This is a genomic window from Streptomyces sp. NPDC091209 (genome assembly GCF_044757755.1).
Lineage (GTDB): Bacteria > Actinomycetota > Actinomycetes > Streptomycetales > Streptomycetaceae > Streptomyces.
Window position 1 is genome coordinate 112492 of sequence record NZ_JBIVVR010000001.1, and the last position, 25892, is coordinate 138383.

22 protein-coding genes are annotated in these 25892 nt (G+C 71.3%); 5 read left to right on the forward strand and 17 right to left on the reverse strand.

Annotated elements, in window-relative coordinates:
- Positions 1–102 precede the first annotated feature (102 nt).
- From ACIQRL_RS00540 to ACIQRL_RS00610, 15 genes are all read right to left on the reverse strand, one after another.
- The gene (locus ACIQRL_RS00540; RefSeq protein ID WP_401325076.1) at positions 103–1212 is read right to left on the reverse strand and encodes a pectate lyase; all 1110 of its coding nucleotides are present in this window, start codon (positions 1210–1212) and stop codon (positions 103–105) included.
- Positions 1213–1255: 43 nt separating this feature from the next.
- Positions 1256–2278 carry a pectinesterase family protein gene (locus ACIQRL_RS00545; protein WP_401325079.1) on the reverse strand — a complete coding sequence of 341 codons (1023 nt, stop codon included), beginning with the start codon at positions 2276–2278 and terminating at the stop codon, positions 1256–1258.
- 1 nt (position 2279) lies between these two features.
- Positions 2280–3437 (reverse strand): pectinesterase family protein, encoded by a 1158-nt coding sequence (locus tag ACIQRL_RS00550; protein WP_401325082.1) that lies wholly within the window; start codon positions 3435–3437, stop codon positions 2280–2282.
- A gap of 2 nt (positions 3438–3439) precedes the next feature.
- A complete protein-coding gene (locus tag ACIQRL_RS00555; protein WP_401325085.1) occupies positions 3440–4768 on the reverse strand; it encodes a polysaccharide lyase family 1 protein in 1329 nt (442 codons plus the stop codon).
- A gap of 98 nt (positions 4769–4866) precedes the next feature.
- A complete protein-coding gene (locus ACIQRL_RS00560) occupies positions 4867–5676 on the reverse strand; it encodes a rhamnogalacturonan acetylesterase (protein WP_401325088.1) in 810 nt (269 codons plus the stop codon).
- Between the two features lie 194 nt (positions 5677–5870).
- Positions 5871–7283, reverse strand: a complete 1413-nt coding sequence (locus tag ACIQRL_RS00565) for an ABC transporter substrate-binding protein (protein WP_401325091.1) — start codon at positions 7281–7283, stop codon at positions 5871–5873.
- A 178-nt stretch (positions 7284–7461) separates the two neighbouring features.
- Positions 7462–9096 carry a family 43 glycosylhydrolase gene (locus ACIQRL_RS00570; RefSeq protein ID WP_401325094.1) on the reverse strand — a complete coding sequence of 545 codons (1635 nt, stop codon included), beginning with the start codon at positions 9094–9096 and terminating at the stop codon, positions 7462–7464.
- Positions 9096–9938: a PmoA family protein gene (locus ACIQRL_RS00575; RefSeq protein ID WP_401325097.1), complete on the reverse strand. Its 843-nt coding sequence runs from the start codon at positions 9936–9938 to the stop codon at positions 9096–9098. Before ACIQRL_RS00575 ends, ACIQRL_RS00570 begins: the two co-directional genes overlap by 1 nt.
- On the reverse strand, positions 9935–11203 hold the full coding sequence (locus ACIQRL_RS00580) for a Gfo/Idh/MocA family protein (protein WP_401325100.1): 1269 nt from the start codon (positions 11201–11203) through the stop codon (positions 9935–9937). The genes ACIQRL_RS00575 and ACIQRL_RS00580 overlap by 4 nt, the downstream gene beginning before the upstream one ends.
- On the reverse strand, positions 11200–12102 hold the full coding sequence (locus ACIQRL_RS00585; protein ID WP_401325102.1) for a carbohydrate ABC transporter permease: 903 nt from the start codon (positions 12100–12102) through the stop codon (positions 11200–11202). The genes ACIQRL_RS00580 and ACIQRL_RS00585 overlap by 4 nt, the downstream gene beginning before the upstream one ends.
- Positions 12099–13034 carry a carbohydrate ABC transporter permease gene (locus tag ACIQRL_RS00590; protein WP_401325105.1) on the reverse strand — a complete coding sequence of 312 codons (936 nt, stop codon included), beginning with the start codon at positions 13032–13034 and terminating at the stop codon, positions 12099–12101. Before ACIQRL_RS00590 ends, ACIQRL_RS00585 begins: the two co-directional genes overlap by 4 nt.
- A gap of 99 nt (positions 13035–13133) precedes the next feature.
- Entirely contained in the window at positions 13134–14864 is a 1731-nt protein-coding gene (gene araD, locus ACIQRL_RS00595; protein WP_401325108.1) for an L-arabinonate dehydratase, read from the reverse strand.
- Positions 14852–15760 (reverse strand): dihydrodipicolinate synthase family protein, encoded by a 909-nt coding sequence (locus tag ACIQRL_RS00600; protein ID WP_401325111.1) that lies wholly within the window; start codon positions 15758–15760, stop codon positions 14852–14854. The genes araD and ACIQRL_RS00600 overlap by 13 nt, the downstream gene beginning before the upstream one ends.
- Positions 15757–16413 (reverse strand): GntR family transcriptional regulator, encoded by a 657-nt coding sequence (locus tag ACIQRL_RS00605; RefSeq protein WP_401325114.1) that lies wholly within the window; start codon positions 16411–16413, stop codon positions 15757–15759. Before ACIQRL_RS00605 ends, ACIQRL_RS00600 begins: the two co-directional genes overlap by 4 nt.
- 637 nt (positions 16414–17050) lie before the next feature.
- Positions 17051–17638 (reverse strand): TIGR03086 family metal-binding protein, encoded by a 588-nt coding sequence (locus ACIQRL_RS00610; protein ID WP_401325117.1) that lies wholly within the window; start codon positions 17636–17638, stop codon positions 17051–17053.
- A gap of 283 nt (positions 17639–17921) precedes the next feature.
- Between ACIQRL_RS00610 and ACIQRL_RS00615 the strand changes: the two genes are divergently transcribed.
- The 3 genes from ACIQRL_RS00615 (at position 17922) to ACIQRL_RS00625 (ending at position 21395) form a co-directional block, all read left to right on the forward strand.
- Positions 17922–19094 (forward strand): serine hydrolase domain-containing protein, encoded by a 1173-nt coding sequence (locus ACIQRL_RS00615; protein ID WP_401325120.1) that lies wholly within the window; start codon positions 17922–17924, stop codon positions 19092–19094.
- A gap of 276 nt (positions 19095–19370) precedes the next feature.
- Positions 19371–20039, forward strand: coding sequence for a DUF4097 family beta strand repeat-containing protein (locus ACIQRL_RS00620; protein ID WP_401325123.1), 669 nt, complete (start codon positions 19371–19373; stop codon positions 20037–20039).
- 159 nt (positions 20040–20198) lie between these two features.
- The gene (locus ACIQRL_RS00625; protein ID WP_401325126.1) at positions 20199–21395 is read left to right on the forward strand and encodes an MFS transporter; all 1197 of its coding nucleotides are present in this window, start codon (positions 20199–20201) and stop codon (positions 21393–21395) included.
- Between the two features lie 184 nt (positions 21396–21579).
- On the opposite strand, the gene ACIQRL_RS00630 is transcribed toward ACIQRL_RS00625, so the two are convergent.
- A complete protein-coding gene (locus tag ACIQRL_RS00630) occupies positions 21580–22755 on the reverse strand; it encodes a hypothetical protein (protein WP_401325128.1) in 1176 nt (391 codons plus the stop codon).
- Positions 22752–23693 (reverse strand): 5-dehydro-4-deoxyglucarate dehydratase, encoded by a 942-nt coding sequence (locus ACIQRL_RS00635; protein ID WP_401325130.1) that lies wholly within the window; start codon positions 23691–23693, stop codon positions 22752–22754. The genes ACIQRL_RS00630 and ACIQRL_RS00635 overlap by 4 nt, the downstream gene beginning before the upstream one ends.
- A 286-nt stretch (positions 23694–23979) precedes the next feature.
- Here ACIQRL_RS00635 and ACIQRL_RS00640 point away from each other — a divergent pair, with 286 nt between their 5' ends.
- Positions 23980–24789, forward strand: a complete 810-nt coding sequence (locus ACIQRL_RS00640) for an NAD-dependent epimerase/dehydratase family protein (protein WP_401325133.1) — start codon at positions 23980–23982, stop codon at positions 24787–24789.
- Between the two features lie 271 nt (positions 24790–25060).
- Positions 25061–25831, forward strand: a complete 771-nt coding sequence (locus tag ACIQRL_RS00645) for a DeoR/GlpR family DNA-binding transcription regulator (protein WP_401325136.1) — start codon at positions 25061–25063, stop codon at positions 25829–25831.
- The last annotated feature ends 61 nt before the right edge of the window (positions 25832–25892 follow it).

Below are 25892 nucleotides of genomic sequence, written 5' to 3' on the forward strand. Positions count from 1 at the left end.
GACAGTTTTCTACGCGCGTCACCCCTTTGGACGCGAGGCCCGTTGCCTGATCGATACATACTTCACAGGCGAGTTGGGCCTCGCGCCTTGCTCGGGAAGCGGTCAGTTCATGGTGGCGCCGATGGTCGAGCTGCCCGTGGTGAGGAAGGTGGTGGTGGGCAGCGTGCCGCTGGACGAGCGGGCGTTGTACGTGGTGCTCGCGTCCCTGGAGACGAACGACGGGGTGGAGATCCCGGAGTCCCAGTTGTTGCCGGCCGAGGTCACCGAGGAGCCCTTGGACACCGCGGTGCCGTTGCTCACGGCGAGGTTCTTGCCGAGCTTGGCGGCGCTGGTGGCGAAGTAGTACCCGTAGTTGCCGTTGGCGTAGGCGGTGGTGCGGTTGATGACGATGGCACCGGTGTTGGAGTTCTCGGTGAAGCCGTTGCCCGCGTCGTCCCAGGCGGCGGAGTTGTTGATGACGTGCGCGACGACCTCGCCGTCGCCGCCCAGCTTGTAGCCGTTGCCGTCGCCCGCGAAGGCCGAGTCGCCCCAGCGGTTCTTGCCGTTGCCGAAGGACCAGGAGTGTTCGACGGTGACGGGCGAGGAGAACGACCAGAAGTCGATGCCGTCGTCCGAGTTGTTGTACAGGCGGGCCCCGGTGATCAGGTTGCCGGTGCCCGAGCCGAACTTCACGGCGACACCGTCCGCGTTCTCGCCGTGGGTGGCGGCGTCGTAGTTGCCGTACGAGTCGATGTTCTTGACCGTGTTGTTGACGGTTCCGTCGCCGGTCAGCGTGAAGCCGGAGTCTCCGCCGTTGATGGTCTTGACGTTGTTCCACACCGTGCCGGTGCAGGACTGGCAGACGACCGCGCTGTCAGGGGAGTTCTGGAAGGTCAGATTGGAGACGTTCCAGTAGTCGGCGGTCAGCTTGAAGATCCAGGAGCCCGACGGGAGCGAGGAACCGTCGATCTTCACGGTCTCCGAGCCGTACGCGGTGAGCGTGACCGGCGAGGAGGACGTGCCGTTGGTCGTCGACTGGAGGGTGGCCGTCGGGTAGTAGGTGCCGCCGCGCACCTGGATGACGGTTCCGGCGGTGGCACCCGAGATCGCGCTGGTCAGTTGGGCGGTGGTGGAGACGACGACGGTGGCGGCCTGCGCCTGGGTGGGGAGGACGGCGAGGCCTGTGCCGAGCGCCAGGGTGACGCCTAAGGAGAGAGCGGTACGACGAGACATGGAGTGCGGTCCTTTCGTCGTGCTGTCGGATGGAACGGGGGAATCACGGGCACCAGTCGCCGAGATACGCGGCACGGGTGTGCCGCTCGGCCTCCGCGTCCGTGAGCTGGGGACGGTTCTCCGGGACGGTGATCACCGCGCCGGGTCCGGTGTTGCGGTACTCGCGAAAGCGCATGGACTGCCACGGATAGGCCGCGCGCATGTCGGTGTAGGGCGCCACCGCGTCGATGCCGGGCCCGAGTTCGCATCCGCGGACCACGAGCGAGGGCCAGGCCGTGGTCTCGTACGACGGGACCCAGGGCCGGGCGATCTTGTACGCCCCGTCCTCGGCGCCGGAGGTGATGCGGCCGCCGACGGCCAGGAAGCCGTGGGGGTTCGCGCGGGCCGTGGACGGTGCGAAGACCATGCCCTCCGGTTTGAAGGCGACGTCCCGGTCGAGCGTGTGGAAGTGGCAGCGTTCGAAGACGGCGGTGGCGCGGCCGAAGACGAAGTCGACGTCGCCCTCGATGTAGCAGTCGCGGTAGGAGTGCCGGTCGAAGGCGGCCAGGTCCGTGGTGTCCGCGAACAGCGTGTCCTGGTGGGCGAGCAGCCGTACCCGGGCGAAGGACGAACGGTCGCCGGTGACGTAGGCCGCGACCGCCTGGGTGCCGGTGATCTCCGGGTGGTCCGCCCGCAGCCAGTCGTTGGCGATCGTGAGCCCGCGCACCGTCAGCCCGGGGGCCGCCGAGGTGAGGGTCGCCGAGCCCGCGGTCCCGTAGGTGCCGGAGCCGTCCGGTTTCGGCGTGCCGTTCGCCCGGTCGAAGACGATGACCGCGTCACGCGGGTCGCGGGTGGCGCCGCGGAGCGTCAACTCCCGCTTGTCGGCGGGGATGACGACCACTTCGCGGTACGTCCCCGGGTGGACGACGATCGTCTGCCCGGGTCCGTCCACCGCGTCCACGGCGGCCTGGACCGAGTCACCGGGACGCACGTGCAGGACACGGCGCCCGTGGGCGGCGGCCGGGCTGCCGCCGAGGGCCGCCACGACTCCCCCGGCCGCGCCGGCGAGAAGGGTGCGCCTGCGCATCTCAGCACCCCCTCCCCGGCGTCCAGTCGCCGAGGTACGCCGCACGGGTCGCCGAACGGGCCTCCTCGTCGCTGAGCTGCGGCCGGTTCTCCGGGACGGTGATCACCGCGCCGGGGCCGGTGTTGCGGTACTCGGCGAAGCGCTGGCTCTGCCACGGATAGGCGGCGGACATGTTCGTATAGGGCGCGACCGCGTCGATGCCCGCCTCCAGGCGCGTGTCGCGGACGGTCAGCATCGGGCGGGCGGTGAGGTCCGATCCTGGCACCCAGGGGCGGGCCAGCTTGTAGGACGCGTCCGGCGCCGCGCTGCTGATCCGGCTGCGGGTGACCAGGTATCCGCGCGGGTCGGCGACGGCCGTGGACGGCGCGAACACGAAGCCGTACGGGGCCCCGGCCAGGTCCGTGCGGTTCAGGGTGCGGAAGTGGCAGTGCTCGAAGACCGCCGTGGCCCGCCCGAAGACGAAGTCCACGTCCCCCTCGACGTAGCAGTCCCGGTAGTACTGCCGGGCGAAGGTGCCCAGGGCGAACGAGTCGGCGTACAGCGTGTCCTGGTGGCCGAGGAACCGGCACCGGTGGAACGCCGAGCGGTCGCCCTGCACCTTGATGGCCACGGCCTGGGTGCCGGTGATCCCGGGGTGGTCGGCGCGCAGCCAGTCGTTGGCGAAGGTGACCGCGCGGGCCGTGAAACCGTCGGTGCGCACGGTGGTCGTCGCGGACCCGGTGGTGCCGTAGGTGCCCGAACCGTCGGGCCTGGGCGTGCCGTTGGCGTTGTCGTACACGACGACGACATCACGCGGGTCGTCGGAGGCGCCGATCCAGGTCATCTCGGAGCCCGCGGCGCCGGGCAGCCCGGTCGCCGGGTCGACCGCTCCGACCGAGACCGTCTCGCGGTAGACGCCGGGCGCGATGACCAGGGTGTATCCGGCGCCGGTCGCGGCGGTCACGGCGGCCTGCACGGTGGTGTGGTCGCCGAGGCCGCCGGGGTGGACGTACAGCGTCTTCGCGTCGAGCCGCGCGGACGGCGAACCGTGGCGCCCGAACGGCGGTCGCCCGACGGTCGGGCGCCCGGTGGCGCGGGCGGGGGCCGCGAGCACGGTTGCCAGGGCGGCTCCGGTGCTCGCGGCGACGAACGCCCTTCTGCTGACGGGGTGTCCGGTCATGGTCAGCAGATCTTTCCGGCGCCTGCGCGGTGGTCGACGATGCCGGGAACGGCCCTCGGCGCGTCGACCTTCGTCCGCAGGGCCGGTGTCCAGCCGGCACCGGACTGGAGCGTCTCGGCGGGGATCTCCGCGTTGTGCACGGCGATCAGATCGGTCAGGACGCCGTTGACGTAGTTGTCCGCGGCGGTCAGCGGCGCCTCCTTCCACTTCTTGAGGACCGTCGCGGCGCTGACGGAGTCCGGCAGCGTGAACGCGTTGTGCTCGGCGACGAGTTGGGACTCCATCCCGATGCCGTAGCTGTAGCCGTACGAGGAGTCGGCGACGAAGTGGTTGTTGTAGGAGTCCACTTGTCCGAACCGGACGCGCGGGGCGCGCTCGACGAGGCCGGTGAACAGGTTGTGGTGGAGGGTGACCTTCAGATGGCCGCGGTCCACGGCGGCGGTCGACGCGCTGTCGCTGTTGCCGATCAGGATGGTCTTGTCGTGGTCGGCGAAGACGTTCCAGGAGGCGGTCACGTAGTCGGCGCCCTTGACGATGTCCAGTTCGCCGTCGTGCTGTTCGTAGATCCGGCCGTAGTACGTCGGCAGGGAGCTGTCCGGGTGGGCGCCGTCGGTGAACGAGTTGTGGTCGAGCCAGACGTGCGTGGCCCCGTAGATCACCGCGCTGTCGTACTCGGAGTTCCAGTTGCCGGTGTCGCCGTCGGTGGGGTCCCACTGCGGGAAGCAGTCGAGGGGGCTCTCGAAGGAGAGGTTCCGGACGATGACGTTGTCGACGCCCTTGATCTGGAGGCTCGCGCCCTTGAAGCCGGCATTGCGGCCGATGCCGACGATGGTGGTGTCGGCGGGGACGTACGCCTTGATGGCGGTGTCCTGGTTCGCGGCGGAGGCGGCGCGCAGATCCTCCTGCTCGCCGCTGACCACCTGGTCGTAGCCCCACACGGCGGGGTCGTAGTCGGCGAGGTACCGGGCGAAGTCGTAGCCGGGCGCCGCGAAGGAGTCGCAGCCCTCGGCGTTGGCGTCGATCGTCCCCCTGACCTTGATGATCTTCGGCGCGCTGCCGCCCGCGGCGAGCGCGGCCTTGAACTCCGCCCAGGTCGTGACCGTGCTGACCTGGGCGGCCACGGCGGCCGAGCCGCCGGTGGTGCCGGTCCCCTCGGACGCCCAGCCGTCGCCCGCGGCGAGTGTCTGCCGGCCGAGCTCGCGGGGACGGGCCTCGGCGGTGGTGCCGGTGACGGCGAGCACGAGGGCGGTGCAGCCGATCAGCGCGGCCGTCCGCCGCACGGTGACCGCACTCCAACCTGTGGCATGCCCATGCCATTTCTGTGTGTTCATGGTGCGACTCGACTCTCTTTCCTTCGGCTCAGGGACTCGGGGGGTTCGAGGACCGGGGGTTCAGGGGTTCACTGACAGGGGTTCACTGGCTCAGGAGTTCACTGACTCAGGGGTTCAGGCGGTGGCCAGGTGATCCAGGACTCGGGTATGTCCGCGTCGAGGCGGCGTACGTCCCGGGGCGCGAGCACCCGGCGGTGCAGCAGCCCGGCCGCGACGAGACGGGCCACGGCAATGGCGCCGGGCGGGTTGAAGTGCGTGTTGTCCTGCTCGGTCGCGGTCCAGTTGAAGTACTTCTTCGTCTCCTCGACGCCGAGCCGCTGCCACAGGGCGATCGAGCGGGCCTGGATGTCGAGGAGCGCCACGTGCTCGGCCGCGGCGAGCGCGCGCATCGACGCCGGGTAGTCGCCGTGCGTCGGCACGGCGTTGCCGTCCGCGTCGAACTTCCTGCGCTCGACGGGGGTGGCGAGCACCGGCCGCGCACCGCGGGCCCGCGCTCCGTCGAGGTACTGCCGCAGACAGTCCTGGAACGTCGTCCACGGCTCGGTGTAGCGCGTCGGGTCGGCGGTCTTCTCGTCGTTGTGCCCGAACTGGACGAGCAGGAGGTCGCCGGGGCGGATCACGTCGAGGATCGCGCCGAGCCGCCCCTCGTCGATGAAGCTCTTCGAACTACGGCCGTTCACGGCATGGTTGGCGACCACGACGTCCTCGTGGAGGAAGAACGGAAGCGCCATGCCCCACCCGGTCTCGGGTGCGGCGTCGGCGTACTTCTGGGCGGCGGTCGAGTCACCGGCGATGTGGAGGGTGCGGGGCCCGCGACGCGGACGCGCCGAGGCGGGTGCCGCCGCCACGGCGGGGAGGGGTAAGGCGGCCACGGCCGCCGAGGTGACCTGTCTGCGCGTGAGGGACACGGGCGTGTGCCTTTCGACAGAGGATCCGACGGAGATGTCGACGGAGGGTTCGACGGGGGGCGACAGGGGGTTCGACGGGGGCTTCGATACGGGCGAGGAGGCGCCCCACGGGACGCGTGGCTGCCGCGATGTGCGGCTCCACCGTGGCCGGCGCACCACCTGTCCGGTGCGCCGGCCACGGCGGGCACACCGGGCTAGTGGTGCGCCTTCCAGTCCGCCTGCGCCTTGTTGAGCTGATCGGCGAGCGTGTCCAGGAAGTCCTTCGCGCTCATCTTGCCGAGCAGCACCTTCTGGAAGTTCGGCTCGTTGTCGGCCTTGGAGATGGTGTTCCAGTCGGGCAGGTAGTACGGCAGCTGCACGATCTTGGTACCGGTGCCGTTCAGCGCCTCGGCGGCGAGCTTGGTCGGCTCCGCCTGCTGGATCCAGGCGTCCTTGGCGGCGTCGGTGTTCGCCGGCACCTGGCCCGCGGACTCGTTGAACTTGGAGTTCTCCGCCGCCGAGACGGCGAACTCGATGAACTTCCAGGCGGCCGCCTTGTTCTTGCCGGACTTGAACAGGCTCAGCCCGTCGACCGGGTTGGAGATCTGAACGCGTGTGCCGTCGTCCAGAGTGGGGTTCGGGATGCCGCGGAACTTGGCGGCGCCGAGCGCCTTCAAGTGGTCCTGGTAGGAGCCGAGGTTGTGGCTCAGCATGCCGATCGTGCCGCTGTCCCACTGCGCGACCATCTTGGTGAAGTCGTTGTTGACGTCGGCGGACGGGGTGACCTTCTTGTACAGGGCGATGTACTTCGCGAGGGCCGCCACGTTCTTCGGGTCGTTGACGGTGGTCTTGTCGCCGTTCCAGAAGGAGGTGATGCCGGTCTGGCCGTACGTCGCGTCGAGTGCCGGGGCGATGGAGCCCTCGCCGCCACGGATGGTGAAGCCGAACTTGTTCTTGCCCTTGTCGGTGAGCTTCGCGGCGGCGTCGTAGAACTTCGACCAGGAGGTCGGCGCGTCCAGGCCCGCCGACTTGAACAGGTCGGTGCGGTACCAGAGCGTGCCGTTGTTGGCGGAGGTCGGCACCTGGTACAGGGTGTCTCCGCCGCCCGCGGCCCGGCTGACGTCCAGCAGGTTCTGGCTCAGCCTGCCCTGCAGCGAGCTCTTCTCGATCCGGCTGTCCAGCGGCTCCAGCGCTCCCTGGACGGCGACCTCGGCGAGCATCGCGGTGCCCACGCCGCCGACGTCGGGCAGGCCGCCGCCCTGGATGGCGGTGTCGTACTTGGACTGGGCGCTGGCCGCCGGGATACCGACGTAGTTGACCTTGATGTCCGGGTACTTCTTCTCGAAGTCGGCGATGATCTGCTTCCAGATGTCGGTGCGGACACCGCCGTTGTTGTCCCAGAAGGTGATCTCGCCCTTGCCTGAACCCTCGGTGCCCTTGTCCCCCGCGCTGCCGCTGCCGTTGTCACCACAGGCGGTGGCGGTCAGCGCGAGCACGGAGCCGAGGGCGACGGCCACGGCCGCGCGCCCGCCGCCACGGATGCCGGACTTCGGTGAACCGGTGTTCAGCGGGCCGGACTTCGGCGCACCGGTCCCGAGTGGGCTGTTCTCGAGTGGGCTTCTCTTCATCGGTCGGCTCTCTTCTTCTGGATCCAACGGGGTGGTGGGGTCGGTGCGGTGTCCTCGGAGGTCGGCACCGGGCTGCTTCCGGAAGGGACGCGCCCTTCCTTCCTCGTCCGGTAAGCGCTTGCCACGGGGGTGCGTCATTGCGGCTCCCAACGGGCGGACGTACGAAGGGAAGTGACCCTCAGGGGGTCGGGGTGACACGAAAACGGGTGAACGAGGCGGCTCCGGCGTGTCCCCCGCCGGGCGGCGCGAGCGCGAAGAGGCCGAGCAGCGCGCCGACCCAGCGCCAGGGCCTGGCGGCGAAGACCTGCCCCGAGGGCTGCCGGCCGCCGCCGATGTCGTAGGAGAAGAGACAGCGGCCTCCCGCGCCGATCTCGATCCACAGCCGGGCCCGGCCCTCGGGCGCGGGCCTCGGGCCGGCGGCGTCCCGCTCGCCCTCGGACGGCATCGACCGCGCGACGGGTGCCGCGGCGACCGCCTCGGCGAACCGGTGCACGAGCCGTACCGATCCGTCCGGCTCGCGCTGGAGGCCGATCCAGCCGAACGCGTCCCCGAGCACCGCGAGCCCGGCCCGCGCCCCGGGCTCCTCGCTGTCGAGGCGCAGGTCCACCTGGACGGTGGCGGCCGAGCCCGGCAGCCGCTGGGTGAGGACATGGGGCAGCCTGCGCAGGTCGTGCGCGTCCGCCGTTCGGACACAGCTCAGCCGTAGTCCGTCGCCGGAGTGCTGGGTGGCCCAGCCGTCCTGGGGGTTGGCGGTCCACTGCCACTGGCGCCCGAAGCGGCCGCCGGGGAAGTCGTCGTCGGTGGCGGGCGCGCACGGCGGCTGGGGCGGCAGCTTCGGCTTCCGGTGTACGGCGACGGGGACGCCCCGGTCTCCGAGCACCGGCCAGCCTCCCTCACTCTCGACCTCTCCCCCGCTCACGGCCTCGCCCGAGCGGGGGGACCCCCATGGGCGGGAGGTACCCCCGTCGCCCCAGCGCATCGGCTGGAGATGGACCACCCGCCCGTACGGCCCGCGCTGCTGGAAGTGCACGAACCAGTCCTCGCCCGCCGCCGTGCGCACCCAGCCGCCCTGGTGCGGGCCGTTGACCCGGGTGTCGCCCTGTTCCAGGACCACCCGCTCCTCGTACGGCCCGAAGAAGCCGCGCGAACGGAAGGCGCCCTGCCACCCGGTCTCGACTCCCCCGGCGGGCGCGAAGATCCAGAACCAGCCGTCGTGCCGGTAGGCCTTGGGGCCTTCGAGGGTGAACCAGCCGGGAAGCAGGTCTGCGTCGACGATCACCTTTCCCTCGTCGAGCAGCCCGGTGCCGTCGGGGCGCATGCGGTGCCCGGTGAGCCGGTTCTTCACTCCCGAACGGGACTTGGCCCAGGCGTGCACGAGATACGCCTCGCCGTTCTCCTCGTCCCACAGCGGGCAGGGATCGATGAGCCCCTTGCCCTCCTTCACCAGGTGCGGCCGGGTCCAAGGGCCCCTGATCTGGGGTGCGTTGACCTGGAAGATGCCGTGGTCGGGGTCGCCCCAGAAGATCCAGAAACGGTCGTCGTGGTGGCGCAGAGAGGGTGCCCACACACCGCAGTCGGGTCGGGGACTCCTGAACTCGCCCGCCGGTTCCAGGCGTTGGAGAGCGTGCCCGACGAGCGTCCAGTTGACCAGGTCCCGGGAGTGCAGCAGCGGCAGGCCGGGGACGCGGCCGAAGCTGGAGGCGGTGAGGTAGAAGTCGTCGCCGACGCACAGCAGATCGGGGTCGGACCAGTCGGCGTCGAGGACGGGGTTGCGGTAGGTGCCGTCACCCAGGTCGGCGGAGGGCAGGGCCATCAGGGACTCACCGCCTTGCGGACCAGCGCGGCGGCCTCGCTCCGGTCGAGGGTGCCGTCGGCGACGACGGTGACGACCCGGCGTACGAGCGTGCCGCCGGCCTCGACGGTGAGCCGCTTCTCGCGGGCGAGGGAGGAGCCGACGCCCGGGTACTGGACGGTGCGGACGAACCACGGGTCGCGGCGCGTCGCGTCCGTCGCCCCCGCGAGGACGAGCGTCCATCCGGCGCCCGCGAGGGCGACCCAGTCGGCGGTGCGCGCGTGCACCGCCTGCTCGCCCTCCGCGTCGGCCGTGAACACGCGCGGGGCGTCCGCCTCCTTGCGGGCCCGCCAGAAGAAGCCGCCGTAGGCCGCGCCGGGCCGTCCGTTGGTGGCCGGGCTGCCGAGCGAGAGCCCGCCCGCGGTGACGTTGGTGAGCGAGAAGGTGAAGTCCAGCGCCCAGGCGGAGTCGGTGAGGCCGACGGCGGCGACCGTACGGCGCTCGCGCAGCAGTTCGCCGCCCGCGGCCATCCAGCGCAGCTCCTCCACGAAGCCGTCCGGGTCGCAGAGCTGGAACGCGGTGTGCCGCTGGGCGCCGTGGTTGTCGAGCTCGGTCGGTCCCTGGTCGCGGACGTAGGTGCGTCCGCCCCAGAAGTTGTGCCCCTCGACGTCGGGTACGGCTACACCGACGCCGAGGTGGTGTGCGTGGTCGGCCGGGCTGAGCTCGGTGACGGCCGTGCCGGCCAGGGTGGTGACGGGGTGCAGATACGGGCGCGGGGACAGCCGGTCCGGCAGTGCCGGCCGGGTGACGTAGCGGCCGACGGGGCGGCCGCCGATCCGCAGGACCGGCGAGTCGTTGTTCATCGGGTGCTCACCTCGGTCGGGAGCGCCCAAGGGGCGCCCAGCTCGGAGTAGAGGGCGAGGGTGTCCGCGGCCGCGGCGACGAATCCGTCGACCCCGGGCACCACGCGGCGGTTCTCGCCGGGGAGCCGTTCCCAGGCGTCCGGGGGCAGCGCGATCGGGTCGGGTGCCTGCCGGATCGCTTCGACGACCTTCATGAAGGCGCCCGTCGACTCGGGCGCGACCAGGAGCTCGGTGCCGTCCGTCAGATGCTCGACGAGGTTCTCCAGCAGGTCCGTACGGCCGTACTCGGTCTCCTCGGGGCCGTGCCCGGACCGCTGCACGAGGACCCGGTCCTGCTTGTACCAGAAGGTGATCCGGCCGCCGGTGCCGTGCACCAGGACATACGGTTCCCCGGGGTGTTCGGCGCAGAGCGTGGCGGCGACCGTGATCCGGCCCCCGGTGGTCGTGACCCGCACGCACGAGGTGTCGTCGGACTCGATGTCGTTGGCGCGCAGCAGCTCGGTCCGGATGCCGGTGACGTCCTCGGCGCGGGTCGAACCGTCCAGTGCGAGGGCCGTGGCGACGATGTGGGCCAGCGGGTTCGTCAGGACACCGTCGACCACGTCCACGCCGTTCAGCCGGCGCTTTCCCGCCCAGGGCGCGCGCCGGTAGTACGCCTCGTCGCGTGCCCAGGCGCCCGCCCCGCCGATGCCGGTCACCCGGCCGAGCGAGCCCTCGGCGATGAGTTTCCTGATGGCGGGCACGGCGTGCGAGCCGAGCGACTGGAAGCCGATCTGGCAGACCACCCCGGCCGCCGCGACCCCGTCGGCCATCCGCCGGAACTCGGCGTAAGAGGGCGCGGGCGGCTTCTCCAGGAGCAGGTGGACGCCCTTGCGCGCGGCGGTCAGCGCGAGGTCGGTGTGGGTGGGGATGGGGGTGCAGATCACCGCGACGGCGGCGCCGGTGGAGTCGAGGAGGGCCCCGAAGTCGGCGGACTGCTCCACGCGTTGCCCGCCGAGCTCCTGCGCGGTGAGCGGGTTCAGCTCGCAGACCCCGACGAGGCGTACCAGGCCCTTGTCCTGGAGCCGGCGGATGTTGTCCAGGTGCCAGCGGCCGTGGCCCCGGGCGCCCGCGAGGACGACGGGCAGCGGGAGCGCGGGGGCCGTCGTGTCCGCCAGGGCGGTGGTGGGCGCGGTCCGCCGACCGGTGTGCGCCGCACCTCCGGCGGGCGCGGTCCGCGGAGCGTCCGCGCGGCGGGCGCCACCCTGCTGCGAGAGGGCCGTCATCCCTTCACCGCCCCGGCGCTGAATCCGGTGATCAGCCACTTCTGGATGAAGGCGAACACGACGACCACGGGGACGGCGGCGATGATGCCGCCCGCGGCGAGCGCGCCCAGGTCGACGCTGTCGGAGCTCATCAGGGTGTTGAGGCCGACCGGGATGGTCTGCTTGCTCTGGTCGCTGAGGAACATCAGGGCGAACAGGAAGTGGTTCCAGGCGTGCACGAAGGCGAAGGAGCCGACGGCGATCAACCCGGGCCGCAGCAGCGGAAGGACGACGATCCGGAAGGCGTCGAAGCGGTTGCAGCCGTCGACCCAGGCGGCCTCTTCGAGGGTGTAGGGCACGTTCCTGATGAAGCCGCTGATCAGGATCATCGACAGCGGGAGCTGGAAGACCGTCTCGGCGATGATGACGCTGACCAGCGAGTTGATCATCCGGAGCTCGGCGAAGATCTGGAAGAGCGGGACCAGGAGCAGCGCGCCCGGCACGAACTGCGAACAGAGCAGCGCGAGCATGAAGCCGCGCTTGATCCGGAAGTCGAAGCGGGCGAGCGCGTAGCCGCCGGCGAGCGCGACGAGCGTGGTCATCACCAGGGTGGCGACGGCGATGATCACACTGTTCTGGAAGTAGGTCCCGAAGCTGCGTTCGGTCCACACCTTGTCGAAGTGATCGAGGGTCATGGGCCAGGGCACGAGGGAGGTCGACCCGGCCGGGCGCAGCGCGAAGAGCAGGATCCAGTAGAAGGGGATCAGGGTGAAGAGCAGGTAGATGCCCAGGGGGAGATAGATGTGCCACCGCGGGACCTCGTCCCAGGCGCGGTGCTTCCTCCGTTCGCGCGGGCGGGGTTCCTCGACGGGCCGGGCGGGCGCGGCCGGGGCGATCGTCACGGCGTCCTTGGTGATCACTTGTCCCCGCCTCCGAACTTGCTCAGCCGCAGATAGACGATCGAGCAGAACAGCAGAATCACGAACGCGACCGTGGTGAGGGCCGACGCGTAGCCGAAGTTGTGGGCGTCGACGCTGGTGTTGGCGATGTAGAGCGGGAGGGTCGTCGTCTCGCCCGCGGGTCCACCGCCGGTCAGGGTGTAGAGCAGGTCGACGTTGTTGAACTCCCACACCGCGCGCAGCAGGGTGGAGAGGATGATCGCGTCCTTGAGGTGCGGCAGCGTGATGTGCAGGAACTGCCGGACGCGGCTCGCTCCGTCGACCTCGGCGGCCTCGTACAGGTCCTTGGAGACGGACTGGAGATCGGCGAGGATGAGGATCGCGAAGAAGGGGACCCCGCGCCACAGGTCGGCGACCACGGCCGCCGGGAAGACGGTGGAGGTGTCCGACAGCCAGCTCGTCCCGTACGAACCGATGCCGGCGTCCGCGAGGTAACGGGTGACGCCCGTCTGGGAGTTGTAGAGCAGCACCCAGATCGCCGAGGTCAGCACCCCGGAGACGGCCCACGGCGAGAAGACCAGCGCGCGCCCGAACGCCCGCCCGGCGAAGGTCTGGTTGACGATCAGCGCGAGCGCCAGGCCGAACAGCAGCTGGAGACCCACTTCGACGACGACCCACTTCGCGCTGAAGGTCAGCGTGTCCCAGAACTGCGGGTCCTGGGTGAAGGCGTGCGTGAAGTTACCGAAGCCCGCGAAGCCGTTGCGCCAGGGTTTGGTGGGGTTGTAGTTCTGCAGGCTGTAATAGAAGACGCTGATGACGGGGTAGGCGATGAAGCCCAGCATCAGCAGCGCCGCGGGGGCGATCAGCAGATACGGAAGCCTGCGCGGGGTCGCGGAAGCACGGCGCCGCCGGAGTGGCGCGGGCGGTTTCGCCACGGCTGCGGCTTGGGCCATGACTGTTCTCCGTTCGCAGTGGGGCAAATACAGCGGGTACAGGAAGCGCTTGCTACGACCACATGGATCGAGCACTTCCACGTGCGGGTGCGGGGGGCCTCAGCCCGCGTAGGGGTCAGGCACCTGGCCCGGCCGGGCCAGGAACGCGAAGTCGCAGCCGGTGTCGGCCTGGGTGATCTGCTCGTTGTAGAGCGCGCCGTAGCCGCGCTCGTACCGGACGGGCGGCGGAGTCCACTCGGCCCGCCTGCGCTCCAGCTCCGCGTCGTCCACGTGGAGTCGGAGTGACCGTGCCTCGACGTCGAGGGTGATCGGGTCCCCGTCGCGCACGAGGGCGAGCGGGCCGCCGACGTACGACTCGGGCGCCACGTGCAGCACGCACGCGCCGTAACTCGTGCCGCTCATCCGGGCGTCGGAGATCCGCACCATGTCCCGGACGCCCTGCTTCAGCAGGTGGTCGGGGATGGGCAGCATCCCGTACTCGGGCATTCCCGGGCCGCCCTTGGGGCCGGAGCCCCGCAGCACGAGGACGCTGTCCGCGGTGATGCCGAGCGAGGGGTCGTTGATGGTCCGCTGCATGGTGCGGTAGTCGTCGAAGACGACCGCGGGACCGGTGTGCTTGAGCAGGTGCGGCTCGGCGGCGATGTGCTTGATGACGGCACCGTCGGGGCAGAGGTTGCCGCGCAGGACGGCAACTCCCCCCTCGGCCGCGACCGGGTTCTCCCGGGTGCGGATGACGTCGTCGTTGTACACCCGGGCGCCCGCGAGCTGCTCGCGCAGGCTGTCGTGGGAGACCGTGGGCCGGTCCAGGTGCAGCAGATCGGTGATCCGCGACAGGAAGCCGGGCAGTCCGCCGGCGAAGTGGAAGTCCTCCATGAGGTACGTCCGTCCACCGGGCCGGACATTGGCGAGGACCGGCACGGTCCGGGCGATCCGGTCGAAGTCGTCCAGTGTGAGGGCGACTCCGGCCCGTCCGGCCATGGCGATCAGATGGATCACAGCGTTCGTCGAACCGCCGAGACCGAGCACCGTCGTCACCGCGTCCGTGAAGGCCTCCGCGGTGAGGATGTCGGACAACGTCCGGTCCCTGTGGACGAGTTCGACGATCCTGAGCCCCGCCGCGGCGGCCATCCGGTCGTGCCCTGAGTCGACGGCGGGGATGCTCGACGCGCCGGGCACGGTGACGCCGAGCGCCTCGGCGGCGGCCGTCAGCGTGGACGCCGTGCCCATCGTCATGCAGTGCCCCGGCGACCGGGCGAGCCCGCTCTCCAGCTCGGTCATCTCGCAGTCCCCGATGAGACCGGCGCGCTTGTCGTCCCAGTACTTCCACATGTCGGTGCCGGAGCCCAGGACTTCGTTGCGCCAGTGGCCCGGGAGCATCGGCCCGGCGGGCACGAAGACGGTCGGCAGATCGACCGAGGCGGCCCCCATGAGCAGCGCGGGCGTGGTCTTGTCGCAGCCGCCCATCAGCACGGCCCCGTCCACGGGATACGACCGCAGCAGTTCCTCGGTCTCCATCGCGAGCAGATTGCGGTAGAGCATCGGAGTCGGCTTCTGGAAGGTCTCGCTCAGCGTGGACACCGGGAATTCGAGCGGGAATCCGCCCGCCTGCCACACGCCCCGCTTCACGGCCTGCGCGCGGTCGCGCAGGTGCACATGGCAGGGGTTGATGTCGGACCAGGTGTTGAGGATCGCGATGACCGGCTTGCCCAGGTGCTCCTCGGGGAGGTAGCCGAGCTGCCGCGTCCTGGCCCGGTGGCTGAACGAACGGAGCCCGTCGGTGCCGTACCACTGATGGCTCCTGAGGTCCTCGGGCCGCTTCACAGGGACCATCCGGCGGCTATCGCGGCGACCTCGGAGCGCTCGCTCGCGGGCAGCGGCCTGCTCGGCGGGCGGACGTCACGGCGGCACAGGCCGAGCGAGGACAGGGCCTCCTTGACCACGGTGACGTTGTTCGCGGAGGCGTCGGCGGCGCGCAGTTCCTCGAAGCGGCGGATCTGCTCCCAGACCTTCATCGCGGCCGGATAGTCGCCGGACCGGAGCGCTTCGATCATGTTCAGCGAGACGGCCGGGGCGACGTTCACCAGGCCCGAGGTGAAGCCGGTGGCGCCGGCCGAGAAGTACGAGGGAGCGTACGGCTCGGCGAGTCCGGCCACCCATACGAACCGTTCGAGCCCGGCGTCGCGCGCGAAGGACGCGAAGCGGGCCGCGTCGGGAACGGCGTACTTCACCCCGATGACGTTCGGGCAGGCGTCCGCGAGTTCGGCGAGCCGCGCGCCCGCGAGCCCCGCGTTGCGGATGTAGGGCACGACGCCCAGCTCGGGCACGGCCTCGGCGATGGCCCGGTGGTAGTCGACCCAGCCGCTCTCCGAGACGTAGGGATGCACGGGCTGATGGACCATCACCATCGGTGCGCCGAGGGCGCGGGCGTGCCGCGCGGAGGCGACGGCGGTGGGCACGTCGTGTCCGACGCCGACGAGGACGACCGCGCGGTCACCGGCCTCCTCGACGGTCAACTCGGTGACGATCCGGCGCTCTTCGGGGGTGAGGGCGTAGAACTCGCCGGTGTTGCCGTTGGGGGTGAGGGTGCGGACGCCGCCGTCGATCAGCCGGCGCAGCAGGGCCCGGTGGGTGTCCCGGTCGATCGTGCCGTCCTCGGCGAACGGCGTCACCGGGATCGCCACGACCTCGGCGAGGGCCGCCCGCTGGGTCTCGAACGTCGCTGTCATTCCTGTCCGTCCTCTTCCTGGCCCTGGGGGAAGGCCCGTTGCACGAACGACGCGATGTGCGCGCGGAGCGCTCCGGCGGCGCCGTCGGCGTCACCGCCGAGGGCGAGTCGCAGGATCTCCCGGTGCTCGTTCGCCTCCCGCTCCCAGGAGGGATCGGACGCCCAGGCGACCGCCGAGACGAGGGCCGCCTGGTCGCGCACCTCGTCGAGCATCCGGCCGAGCAGCGGATTGCCGCAGGGCACGTAGAGGGCGCGATGGAACTCCCGGTTGGCCAGGGATCGTTCGGCGGTGTCGTCGGCGGCGTCGGCACGGGTGAGGGCGTCACGGGCGGCGTCGAGCGAGGCTCCGCGGCGCACCACCCGTCGCAGCGCCTCGGGTTCGAGGAGCAGCCGTACGTCGTACACCTCGCGCGCCATGTCCGCGTCCACCATGCGCACCGTGACGCCCTTGTACTGGTTCATCACGACGAGCCCGGTGCCGGCCAGGGTCTTGAGCGCCTCGCGCACAGGGGTCTTGGACACCCCGAACTGTGCGGCGAGGTCGGTCTCGACCAGGGCCTGTCCCGGGGTCAACTGCCCGGTGAGGATGCGGTGTTTGATCCCTTCCAGCACGAACTGCGTGCGGGAGGGGATCGGGGTGGGCACAGAGGTCATGCGCGCCTCTCCGGTCTCACGGCTCGGTTCACGGGAGCCGGGCGCCCCTCGCGGACATCGTTCCCGGGTCTCGCATATCGCGTCTCATATATGACGTACGAAGTACGACGCGTTGAAGGTAGGAGCGTGGCCGTGTTTCGTCAACGCTTCCGGCAAAGGAAATTGACGTGACGCGCGGGTCACGCAGTGCCGAAGCGGGCGGGGCCGGTCTTCAGCGTGAGGCGCGTCGGTTGTTCGCATGCGCGACGCGAGTCGAGGTGGGCCGCCGCCACGGCGTGCACCCCCGGGGTATGCGTACGGGCCGCCCGCAGGTCCGGCGAGCGCCCGTATCACTGCCCGCGATGGCGGGCAGCGGGGAAGCCGGCGCGCCGTTCCAGCTGGGAGGCGGGGCGCCACGCGTACCCGGCGGACCCGTCGACCGTCCGACGCGCCCGCGGGGGGACGGGAGATTCAGGGCGCCTCCGCCTTCCCTAGATTCCGTGTGCATCCGCGTACATCCGTGTGCATCCGTGTGCATCCGTGTGCATCCGCGATTCAGCGAAGGCGGATCACGGCCGTCCGCTCCCCTCCGCCACTACGGGCCCCCTCCCCCGCTACGGCCTCCCGCCTCCCCCCGCTAAGGCTTCCCGTCTCCCCGCTACGGCTTCCAGCCGGGGTCGCGGCCGCTGAGGCCGATCACGCGGTCGAGGAGCGGCCCGTCCTCGGGTACGGGGACGACGGGGCCGAAGATGCCCCCGACCCGGGTCGGGTCCTCGGCCACGCCGAGGAGGAACCCGTGCGTCGCCCGCAGGGCGGCGGCGTCGGGCGTGTACGGCTGACCGGTTGCCCGCGCGAGGTCCCAGCCGTGCACCACCAGTTCGTCGGCGGCCACGGCCGCCGCGACCGCGCCCGGCAGCTCGACTCCGCCGGCGCGGGTCATGCCGCTCCAGGCGGCCGGGTCCCGCCAGGCGTCGGCGAGTTCGTCGAGCGCCTTCGGCAGCGTCTCGCGCCAGCCCGGCTCGATGTCGGGCACGGAGCCGGCCGGGCTGGTGTCGGTCGTGGGGCCCAGGTCCTTGCGCCCGGCGTCGCGGAAGGCGACGGCCAGTCCGGTCAGGTGCCCGAGCATGTTGTGCACCGCGTATTTCGGACAGGGCGTCACCCCGTCGAACTGTGCGTCCGTGACACCCTCCGCGAGGCGCGCCACGATCAGGGCCTGCGGCCCGAAGTCGAAGGTCTGGCCGGTCATCCGATTCTCCTCAGAACTCGTGTCCCCTCCAGGGGAAAGCGCCCGGGACGGGCCCGCGGGGGCGCCCTTGTCGGGCGAGCCCGATGTGTAGACCCCGTACGCGTCCGAAAGTCATCGCTTCCCCGGCCCGGGGCTCTCGCACCGGGACAGCCGGACGGCCCACCACCGGACCGCGCAGCACCGGGCGCCCCGCTCCTCCGTATGCAGCAGCGGCGCGGGCGAGTCGATCACGCGGGGCCGAAGCTGGGCGTGCCCCGGCCCCCACCCGACTCGGGAGAACCCCATGCCGTTGCCCCGCCCCCGGCTGCGTCCGTCCCTCACCGCCCTGCTGGCCGCCGCCTGCCTGACCGGCGCCGTGTCCGCGCCGGCCGACGCCGGCTCCGGCTCCGCGGACCGCGACCACGACCGCGCGCTGCGGAAGCAGCTCGAAGGGCTGGTGAACAGCCCCGGCGGCCCGCCCGGTGTCATCGCCGTGCTGCGCCGCGAGGGCGAGTCACACGTCGTGCGCGCCGGAGTCGCCGACCTCGACAGCGGACGTCCGATCACACCGGACGACCACACACGGATCGCCAGTACCGCGAAGGCGTTCAGCGGTGCCGTGGCGCTGCGCCTGGTGGACCGGGGCGCGCTCTCCCTCGACGACACCATCGGCCGCCGGCTGCCGTCCCTGCCGCGGAAGTGGTACGCCGTGACGCTGCGCCAGTTGCTGAACCACACCAGTGGGCTGCCCGACTACACCCAGAGTCCCGAGTTCATCAGGATCCTGACCGCCGATCCGCACCACCACTTCGACTCGCGCCGGCTGCTCGACTACGTGGCCGGCGAGCCGCTGCTGTTCCGGCCGGGATCGCGCTACACGTACTCGAACTCCGACAACATCGCGGTCGCGTTGATGGCCGAGGCGGCGACCGGCAGGCGGTACGAGCGGTTGCTGCGCGGGCTCGTGTACCGGCCGCTCGGCCTGCGCGACACGAGTCTCCCGCAGGGCTACGAGATGCCCGAGCCGTACATGCACGGCTACGACGTCCAGCCGCCGAACCCCCCGGAGGACGTCAGCGAGGTGCTCAGCGCGTCGGGCGTATGGGCGTCGGGCGGGATCATCTCGACTCCGGCGGACCTGACCCGCTTCATCCGCGGCTACGCGGGCGGGGCCCTGATCTCCCCGGCCACCCTGCGCGAGCAGCGGCGCTGGATCGACGGAGCCTCGGAACCGGCGGGACCCGGCAAGAACAAGGCGGGGGAGGCGATCTTCCGCTACTCCACCCGCTGTGGAGTGGTCCTCGGCCACACGGGCAACTTCCCCGGCTACACCCAGCTCATCGCCGCCACACCGGACGGCCGGCGGTCCCTGACCTTCTCGCTCACCACCCAGGTGAACCAGGCGACCAAGCCCGAACTGCTGAAGGAACTGCGCAAGGTCGAGGAGAACTTCGTCTGCGCGCTGCTGAAGGACTGAGGGAGTCCCCGGAGGGCGTCCGGGCGGATCCGGGCGCCCCCGGCGTCTCCCGCACAGCGTGCGCGCGCATAGCGTTCACCCTCAATCCATTGCAACGGGCCGAGCAAGGCCCGTTGCATTAGAACCAGAACCATTGCAACAAATTATCGGCTTCGAACTGCAACAACAGCAATCGCATGCAACGAACATGTTGCCTGATCCTTGAATGCAACGTAGCGTTTCCATCATCGGAAAGCAGCAAGGAACGTACACGCGATGCAGTCAAAGGAGAGCATCATGCAGAAGTTCGACACCCCCGCCCCCGTCTCGGCCGTCCTCGACATCCCTGCCGGACGCATCCGGTTCAGCGCGGCGGACCGCACCGAGACCACGGTGGAGATCCTGCCCGCGGACGCCTCCAGGACCCGCGACGTGAAGGCGGCCGAGCAGACCGAGGTCTCCTACGGCGACGGCGTCCTGCGTATCGCGATCCCGGCGGCGCGGAACCGGGCCTTCGGCTCCTCCGGGTCCGTCGAGGTGACCGTCCAGCTGCCCGCCGGCTCCCGCGTCGAGGCGAAGGCGGCCGCCGCCGAGTTCCGGGCCGTCGGACGGTTCGGCGACATCGTCCTCGACGGCGCCCACGGCTCGGTCGAGCTCGACGAGGCCGACAGCGCCCGCCTCACCGGCCTCGACGCCGACATCACGGTCGGCCGCCTGAACGGCCCGGCCGAGATCAGCACCCAGAAGGGCGACATCCGCATCACCGAGGCCGTGCGCGGCAGGGTCACCCTCCGCACCGAGCAGGGCGAGATCTCGGTCGGCGCGGCCCACGGAGTCTCCGCCTCCCTGGACGGCGGCACCCCGTACGGCCGGATCCGCAACACGCTCAAGAACGCCGACGGCGCCGCCGGCCTGGACATCCACGCGACCACCTCCTACGGCGACATCACCGCCCGCAGCCTGTGACGGAGGACTCCCCGGCGGGCAGGCCGTGCGCGACGCGCACGGCCTGCCCCGTTCGCATGCGAGGAGAACGAGGAGAACACGCTCCCCGCCGCTGATCGGCTCCGTCTAAGGCGGTTGCCCGATCCCCCGTGGGCCGCCTTAGAAGCACGATCACCTGCCATGACATGGACAGTGGCGCGGGTTCTCGGCGATCGCAACGCCGGTTTGTATCTGACCGGAGTGGTCGTCTCCGGTTTCGGGACGTCGGCGATATGGCTGGCCTCGGGGATCTGGGTCAAGGATCTGACGGGCTCGAACGGTCTGGCGGCGCTGTGCGTCTTCGCCCTCTGGGCTCCCACCCTGATCGGCCCCGTCCTCGGAACCCTCGCCGACCGGACCCGGCGCAGGCCCCTGCTCATCGGTACGAATCTGCTCCTGGCCGCGCTCCTGCCCGTCCTGTTCGCGGTGGACGGGCGGGACCGCCTGTGGATCCTGTTCGCGGTGCTCCTGGTCTACGGCACGGTGGGCGTCGTCCAGGACGCCGCCGAGTCGGCCCTGCTGGCCACCGCGATCGGCAAGGATCTCCTGGGTGACCTCAACGGTCTGCGCATGACGGCCAACGAGGGCATGAAGCTGCTGGCGCCACTCGCCGGGGCGGGCCTCTACGCGGCGTACGGCGGCCCGCGGGTGGCGCTCCTGGACGCGGTGACGTTCGTCCTGGCGGCGGTGGTGTTCGGGCTGCTGCGTGTCCGCGAGGCCCAGCCGGTGCGCGATCCCGCCGAGAGCCTGCGCTCCCGCACCGCGGAGGGCGTCCACCATCTCCGGCGGCACCCCGGGCTCCGGGCGCTGGTCCTCGCCGGTGGTACGACCATGCTCTTCGGGGGGATCAACGGCGCGACGGTCTACGCCGTGGCCGAGGGGCTGGGGCACTCCCCCACGTACGTCGGCGTCCTGTACGTCGCGCAGGGCGCCGGGTCGGTCGCCGTCGGGCTGGTGTCCGGAACGCTGCTGCGGCGGCTGGGCGAACGCCGCTTCGCGGCCTGCGGCATCGCGCTGACCGCCGTCGCGGTCGCCCTCCGGGCGGTTCCCCTCGATCCGGTGGCCCTGGTCGCCGGCGCGGCCGTGGGGGCGGGGCTGCCCTGTGTGCTCATCGCCACGTTCACCGCGGTCCAGCGGGAGACACCGCCCGAGCTGCTGGGGCGCGCCTCCGCCACCGTGAACACGCTGCTGTACGCCCCGAACGCCGTCGGGCTGGCCCTCGGGGCGGGGTTCGCCGAACTGGTCGACTACCGGGTCCTGTTGCCCGCGCTGGGCCTGATCCGGCTGGTGACCCTGAGCCCGCTGTTCCGGAGCGCCCCCTCGCCGGTGGCGGACTGAGGGCACACGGCTTCTCGCCCCCTCCGCCCCTACCCGTCCCGTACCCGGGGCTCCGCCCCGGACCCCGCTCCTCAAACGCCGGAAGGGCTGGACTTTTCGCGCCCCCGGGGCTGTGCTTTTCACGTCGGCGGGGCTGGGCCTTTCACGTCGGCGGGACCGGGGCCTTTACGTCGGCGGGGCTGGACTACAGCCCCGCCAACGCCCCCCGTACAGCCTCCAGATCGGCGTCCGAGGCCAACCCCGCGTGGTACAGCCGCAGTTCCGTCGCGCCCAGTCCGAACGCGCGCGCCGCGTCCGCCGCCAGGGTCTCCGGACGGCCGCCCATCCCGGACACCACGGTGAAGTTGGCCGCCAGGACAGTCCCCTTCGCGCCCGCCCGCATCACCTCCGCGAACGGGGTCAGCGCCCCGGCGTCCGCGGTGCACGGCACGACCACCCCGTCGGCCACCGACAGGATGTGCCGGGGGTCGACGCCGGCGTTGGCGCCGCAGTGGAAGGAGACGGGGTCGGCGTGCAGCAGTACCCGGAACCCGGCCGGTGCGGCGGAGCGGACGGCCGAGACCGTCTCCTCCTGGAGCGAGCGGGCCGTCCGGTCGCGCCATGCGCGGGTGGCCGCGGCGGTCTCCGCGCCGAGCAGCTTCTCCACTCCGGGCCAGCCCCCGTCGGACGGCGCGCCCCGCCACACCGGCTCCAGCGCACCGCGCACGAAGGACGCCAACTCCTCGGCGTCGAGGCCCTGTCGGTCGTATCCGTCCGCGCACGCGGCGCAGAAGCAGAGCGACATCAGGTACTGTCCCGCGTCCCCGAGCGGCACCCCGCCGATCTTGTCGTGGGCGTGCAGATGGGCGAGCCCGTACCAGCCGAGCGACTCCAGTTCCGTACCGGCCGCGCCGGGCCGGACCGCGGCCTCCACCGCGAGGTCGGCCAGGTAGGCGCGGGTGCCGGGCTGGGCGACGCAGGGCGCCCAGGGGTACCGGTCGCCGTAGGCGTTGACGACGGAGGTCGTCGGATGTTCTTCCCCCATACGGGAGTTGTGCGCGAGCACGACCCAGGTGTGGACGTCGAGCCCGGCCCCGGCGAGCGCTGCTGCGGCCTCGCCGTACGCGTCACCGGGCGCCCAGTCGCCCGCCGGGTAAGGGCGGAGGGCGCGGCCCCGCCACCGCGCCTCGTCCACCGGATGGAGCACGGCGGCGTGCGAGGCCGTGACGATCCGGTGGCGGGGGTGGCGGGGCGTCACCGCGCGCGTGGAGTGGTACGCCGACGCGAGGGTCACCTGCCGCACGCCGAGAGCGGCGGTCCTGGCGGCGGCCTCCGGGTCCCCGTTGACGTCCCAGGGATACAGGAACGCGGACGTCGTCACATGTCCTCCTCAAGGAGCGCGTACCCGCGGTCGATGAGCTGCGCGAGCTGCTTGACATGGTCCTCGGCCGGTTCGTTCAACGGAGGCCGCACCTCGCCGACGTCCAGTCCGCGCAGCCGGACGCCCGCCTTGACGAGGGCCACCGCGTAACCGCGGCCCTGCGCCCGCAGGTCGACGAAGGGCCGGTAGAAGCCGTCCAGCAGCCGGTTGACCGTCGTGTCGTCCCCGCTGTTCAGGGCCCGGTGGAAGGCCAGCGCGATCTCGGGGGCGAAGCAGAAGACCGCCGAGGAGTAGAGCGTGATCCCCAGTCCCCGGTAGGCGAGTCCGGTCAGTTCGGCGGTCGGCAGACCGTTGAAGTAGAGGAAGTCACCGGGCACCTCGCTGCGTACGGCGCTGACGATCCGCTGCATCAGGTCCAGGTCGCCGAGCCCGTCCTTGAAGCCGATGATCCCCTCGGTGCGGGCGAGTTCGACCACGCTCCCCGGGGTGAAGACGGCGTTGTCGCGCTGGTAGACGATGACGTCCAGGGAGGTGGCGGCGGCGATCTCCCGGTAGTGCCGCAGCAGCCCCTCCTGCCCGGCCGTCACGAGATACGGCGGCATGGCGAGCAGCCCGTCGGCCCCGGCGGCCTCCGCGAGGCGCGCGTAACGGACGGCGAGGGCGGTCCCGTATCCGGCGCCCGCGACCACCGGCACGCGTCCCGCGGCCGCCTCCACCGCGGCGCGTACGCACGCCTCGAACTCCTCGGGCACGAGCGCGTGGAACTCGCCGGTGCCGCAGCACGCGAAGACCGCCGCGGCTCCGGCCTCGACGCCGCGCCGCACATGCTCCCGGTAGACGTCGAGATCGACGGTGCCGTCGGGGCCGAACGGGGTGACGGGGAAGAAGAGCGGCCCGCTGGGGATGCTCAGCCGGGCGGCAAGAGGGGCTGACGTCACGGACTCTCCCTTAAAAGGTGCCCACCGAGTGCACGTTTCTGATCCACGTCCATATCTCTGAACGCGCCCACGCTAAGCCGCCACCTTGGGGCCGGTCAAGCACGCAAACCCGCAACACGAAGGCGGATTTCCCCCCTCCACGCCACACTTGACGCAGCATGTCAGCGATCCCTAGCGTGTCCACGGATGTGAATATCAGACACGAATACGGCTGCCTGACGGAGTCCTCGCCGACCGTCCGGCGGCGCCTCCGCCCGACCCACGGCCCGCACCGAGGAGACCCCGCATGCCCGCTCCCCGCACCGTTCTGCTCACCGGCGCCTCCGGCGGCCTCGGCACCCTGATGCGCGGGCTGCTGCCGGAGTACGGCTACGAACTGCGCCTGCTCGACATGCTCCCCATCGACGGCGAACCGGACGCGATCGTCGCGGACCTCGCCGATCGCGCGGCGCTGCGCGAGGCCGTGCGGGGCGTCGACGCGATCATCCACCTCGCGGGCATCTCCCTGGAAGCCTCCTTCGACAAGATCCTCAAGGCGAACATCGAAGGCACGTACAACCTGTACGAGGCGGCGCGCGAGGAGGGCGTACGCCGTGTCGTCTTCGCCTCCTCCAACCACGCGGTGGGCTTCACCCCACGCCCGCGGGGCGACGACCCCCTGATCCCTGTCGACACCCCGCACCGCCCGGACACCTTCTACGGCCTCTCCAAGTCGTTCGGCGAGGACCTGGCGCAGCTCTACTGGGACAAGCACGGGCTGGAGACCGTGTCGGCGCGCATCGGGTCCTGCTTCGCGGAGCCCACCAGCGTCCGCATGCTCTCCGTGTGGATGAGCCCCGAAGACGGCGCCCGCCTCTTCCACGCGGCCCTGACCGCGAAGGACGTGGGCCACACGGTCGTCTACGGCTCGTCCGCCAACACCCGTCTGTGGTGGGACCTTTCGACCGCGCGGGCGCTCGGCTACGAACCGCGCGACGACTCCGAGCCGTACGCCGAGAAGCTCATCGCCGAACAGGGTGAACTCGACCCCGGCAACCCCGACCACGCCCACCTGGGCGGGCACTTCACGACGCACCCGCCGATCTGGCCGTACTGACACGGCGGTTGGAAGCGGGACGGCGGGCGGGCACCGAACGGGCCCGCCCGCTCCCGTGTTCGGGCACGGCCCCTGCCCGATCCCACCTCCTCACCCGCTGCGCCCCAGGTCCGCCGCGGGCGGCCACGGCACCGAACGGGCACAGCCGGGCAGCATCGGGCCCGCAACAGGCCTGGTCAGTGGCCGACACCCGCTGTAGAACTTCCCTCAAGGGCTCCACCGGGCCCGAACGGGCAGTGCGCGACGGAGCGCGAGGAAGCGGGTGACGGCCATGACGGCGAGGACGGCGGAAGAACGGCAGCGCGAGATCGTCCGGACCGCGCGCCGCACGGGCTCGGTCGACGTCACCGAACTCGCCGGCGAACTGGGCGTCGCCAAGGAGACCGTACGACGCGATCTGCGCACCCTGGAGAACCACGGCCTGGTGCGCCGCACCCACGGCGGCGCCTACCCCGTGGAGAGCGCCGGTTACGAGACGACGCTCGCCTTCCGCACCACGAGCCATGTACCCGAGAAGCGCCGGATCGCCGCCGCCGCAGCCGAGTTGGCCGGGGACGCCGAGACCGTGTTCATCGACGAGGGGTTCACCCCGCAGCTCATCGCCGAAGCGCTGCCCAGGGACCGGCCGTTGACCGTGGTCACCGCCTCGCTCGCCACGGCCGGGGCGCTCGCCGGGGCCGACAACACGAGCGTCCTGCTGCTCGGCGGCCGGGTCCGCCCCGGCACGCTCGCGACCGTCGACCACTGGACGACGAAGATGCTCGCCGGCTTCGTCATCGACCTCGCGTTCATCGGCGCCAACGGCATCTCCCGCGAACACGGCCTCACCACCCCGGACCCGGCGGTCAGCGAGGTCAAGGCACAGGCGATCCGGGCCTCCCGGCGCACGGTCTTCGCCGGTGTCCACACCAAGTTCGGCGCCGTCAGCTTCTGCCGGTTCGCCGACATCGGTGCCCTGGAGACGATCGTCACGAGCACCCTGCTCCCGGCCTCCGAGGCGCACCGCTACTCACTGCAGGGCCCCCAGGTCATCCGCGTCTGACACCCCTGCCGACCCCGCCGACCCGACCCCCACCGCCCCTCTCCTCGCACGCGACAGCCCA

Bases quoted from the DNA above. Each gene is read 5' to 3' on its own strand.
- ACIQRL_RS00540 (WP_401325076.1), bottom strand. From the start codon at position 1,212: ATGTCTCGTCGTACCGCTCTCTCCTTAGGCGTCACCCTGGCGCTCGGC.
- ACIQRL_RS00545 (WP_401325079.1), bottom strand. From the start codon at position 2,278: ATGCGCAGGCGCACCCTTCTCGCCGGCGCGGCCGGGGGAGTCGTGGCG.
- ACIQRL_RS00550 (WP_401325082.1), bottom strand. From the start codon at position 3,437: ATGACCGGACACCCCGTCAGCAGAAGGGCGTTCGTCGCCGCGAGCACC.
- ACIQRL_RS00555 (WP_401325085.1), bottom strand. From the start codon at position 4,768: ATGAACACACAGAAATGGCATGGGCATGCCACAGGTTGGAGTGCGGTC.
- ACIQRL_RS00565 (WP_401325091.1), bottom strand. From the start codon at position 7,283: ATGAAGAGAAGCCCACTCGAGAACAGCCCACTCGGGACCGGTGCGCCG.
- ACIQRL_RS00570 (WP_401325094.1), bottom strand. From the start codon at position 9,096: ATGGCCCTGCCCTCCGCCGACCTGGGTGACGGCACCTACCGCAACCCC.
- ACIQRL_RS00575 (WP_401325097.1), bottom strand. From the start codon at position 9,938: ATGAACAACGACTCGCCGGTCCTGCGGATCGGCGGCCGCCCCGTCGGC.
- ACIQRL_RS00580 (WP_401325100.1), bottom strand. From the start codon at position 11,203: ATGACGGCCCTCTCGCAGCAGGGTGGCGCCCGCCGCGCGGACGCTCCG.
- ACIQRL_RS00590 (WP_401325105.1), bottom strand. From the start codon at position 13,034: ATGGCCCAAGCCGCAGCCGTGGCGAAACCGCCCGCGCCACTCCGGCGG.
- araD (WP_401325108.1), bottom strand. From the start codon at position 14,864: ATGGTCCCTGTGAAGCGGCCCGAGGACCTCAGGAGCCATCAGTGGTAC.
- ACIQRL_RS00600 (WP_401325111.1), bottom strand. From the start codon at position 15,760: ATGACAGCGACGTTCGAGACCCAGCGGGCGGCCCTCGCCGAGGTCGTG.
- ACIQRL_RS00605 (WP_401325114.1), bottom strand. From the start codon at position 16,413: ATGACCTCTGTGCCCACCCCGATCCCCTCCCGCACGCAGTTCGTGCTG.
- ACIQRL_RS00610 (WP_401325117.1), bottom strand. From the start codon at position 17,638: ATGACCGGCCAGACCTTCGACTTCGGGCCGCAGGCCCTGATCGTGGCG.
- ACIQRL_RS00615 (WP_401325120.1), top strand. From the start codon at position 17,922: ATGCCGTTGCCCCGCCCCCGGCTGCGTCCGTCCCTCACCGCCCTGCTG.
- ACIQRL_RS00620 (WP_401325123.1), top strand. From the start codon at position 19,371: ATGCAGAAGTTCGACACCCCCGCCCCCGTCTCGGCCGTCCTCGACATC.
- ACIQRL_RS00625 (WP_401325126.1), top strand. From the start codon at position 20,199: ATGACATGGACAGTGGCGCGGGTTCTCGGCGATCGCAACGCCGGTTTG.
- ACIQRL_RS00640 (WP_401325133.1), top strand. From the start codon at position 23,980: ATGCCCGCTCCCCGCACCGTTCTGCTCACCGGCGCCTCCGGCGGCCTC.
- ACIQRL_RS00645 (WP_401325136.1), top strand. From the start codon at position 25,061: ATGACGGCGAGGACGGCGGAAGAACGGCAGCGCGAGATCGTCCGGACC.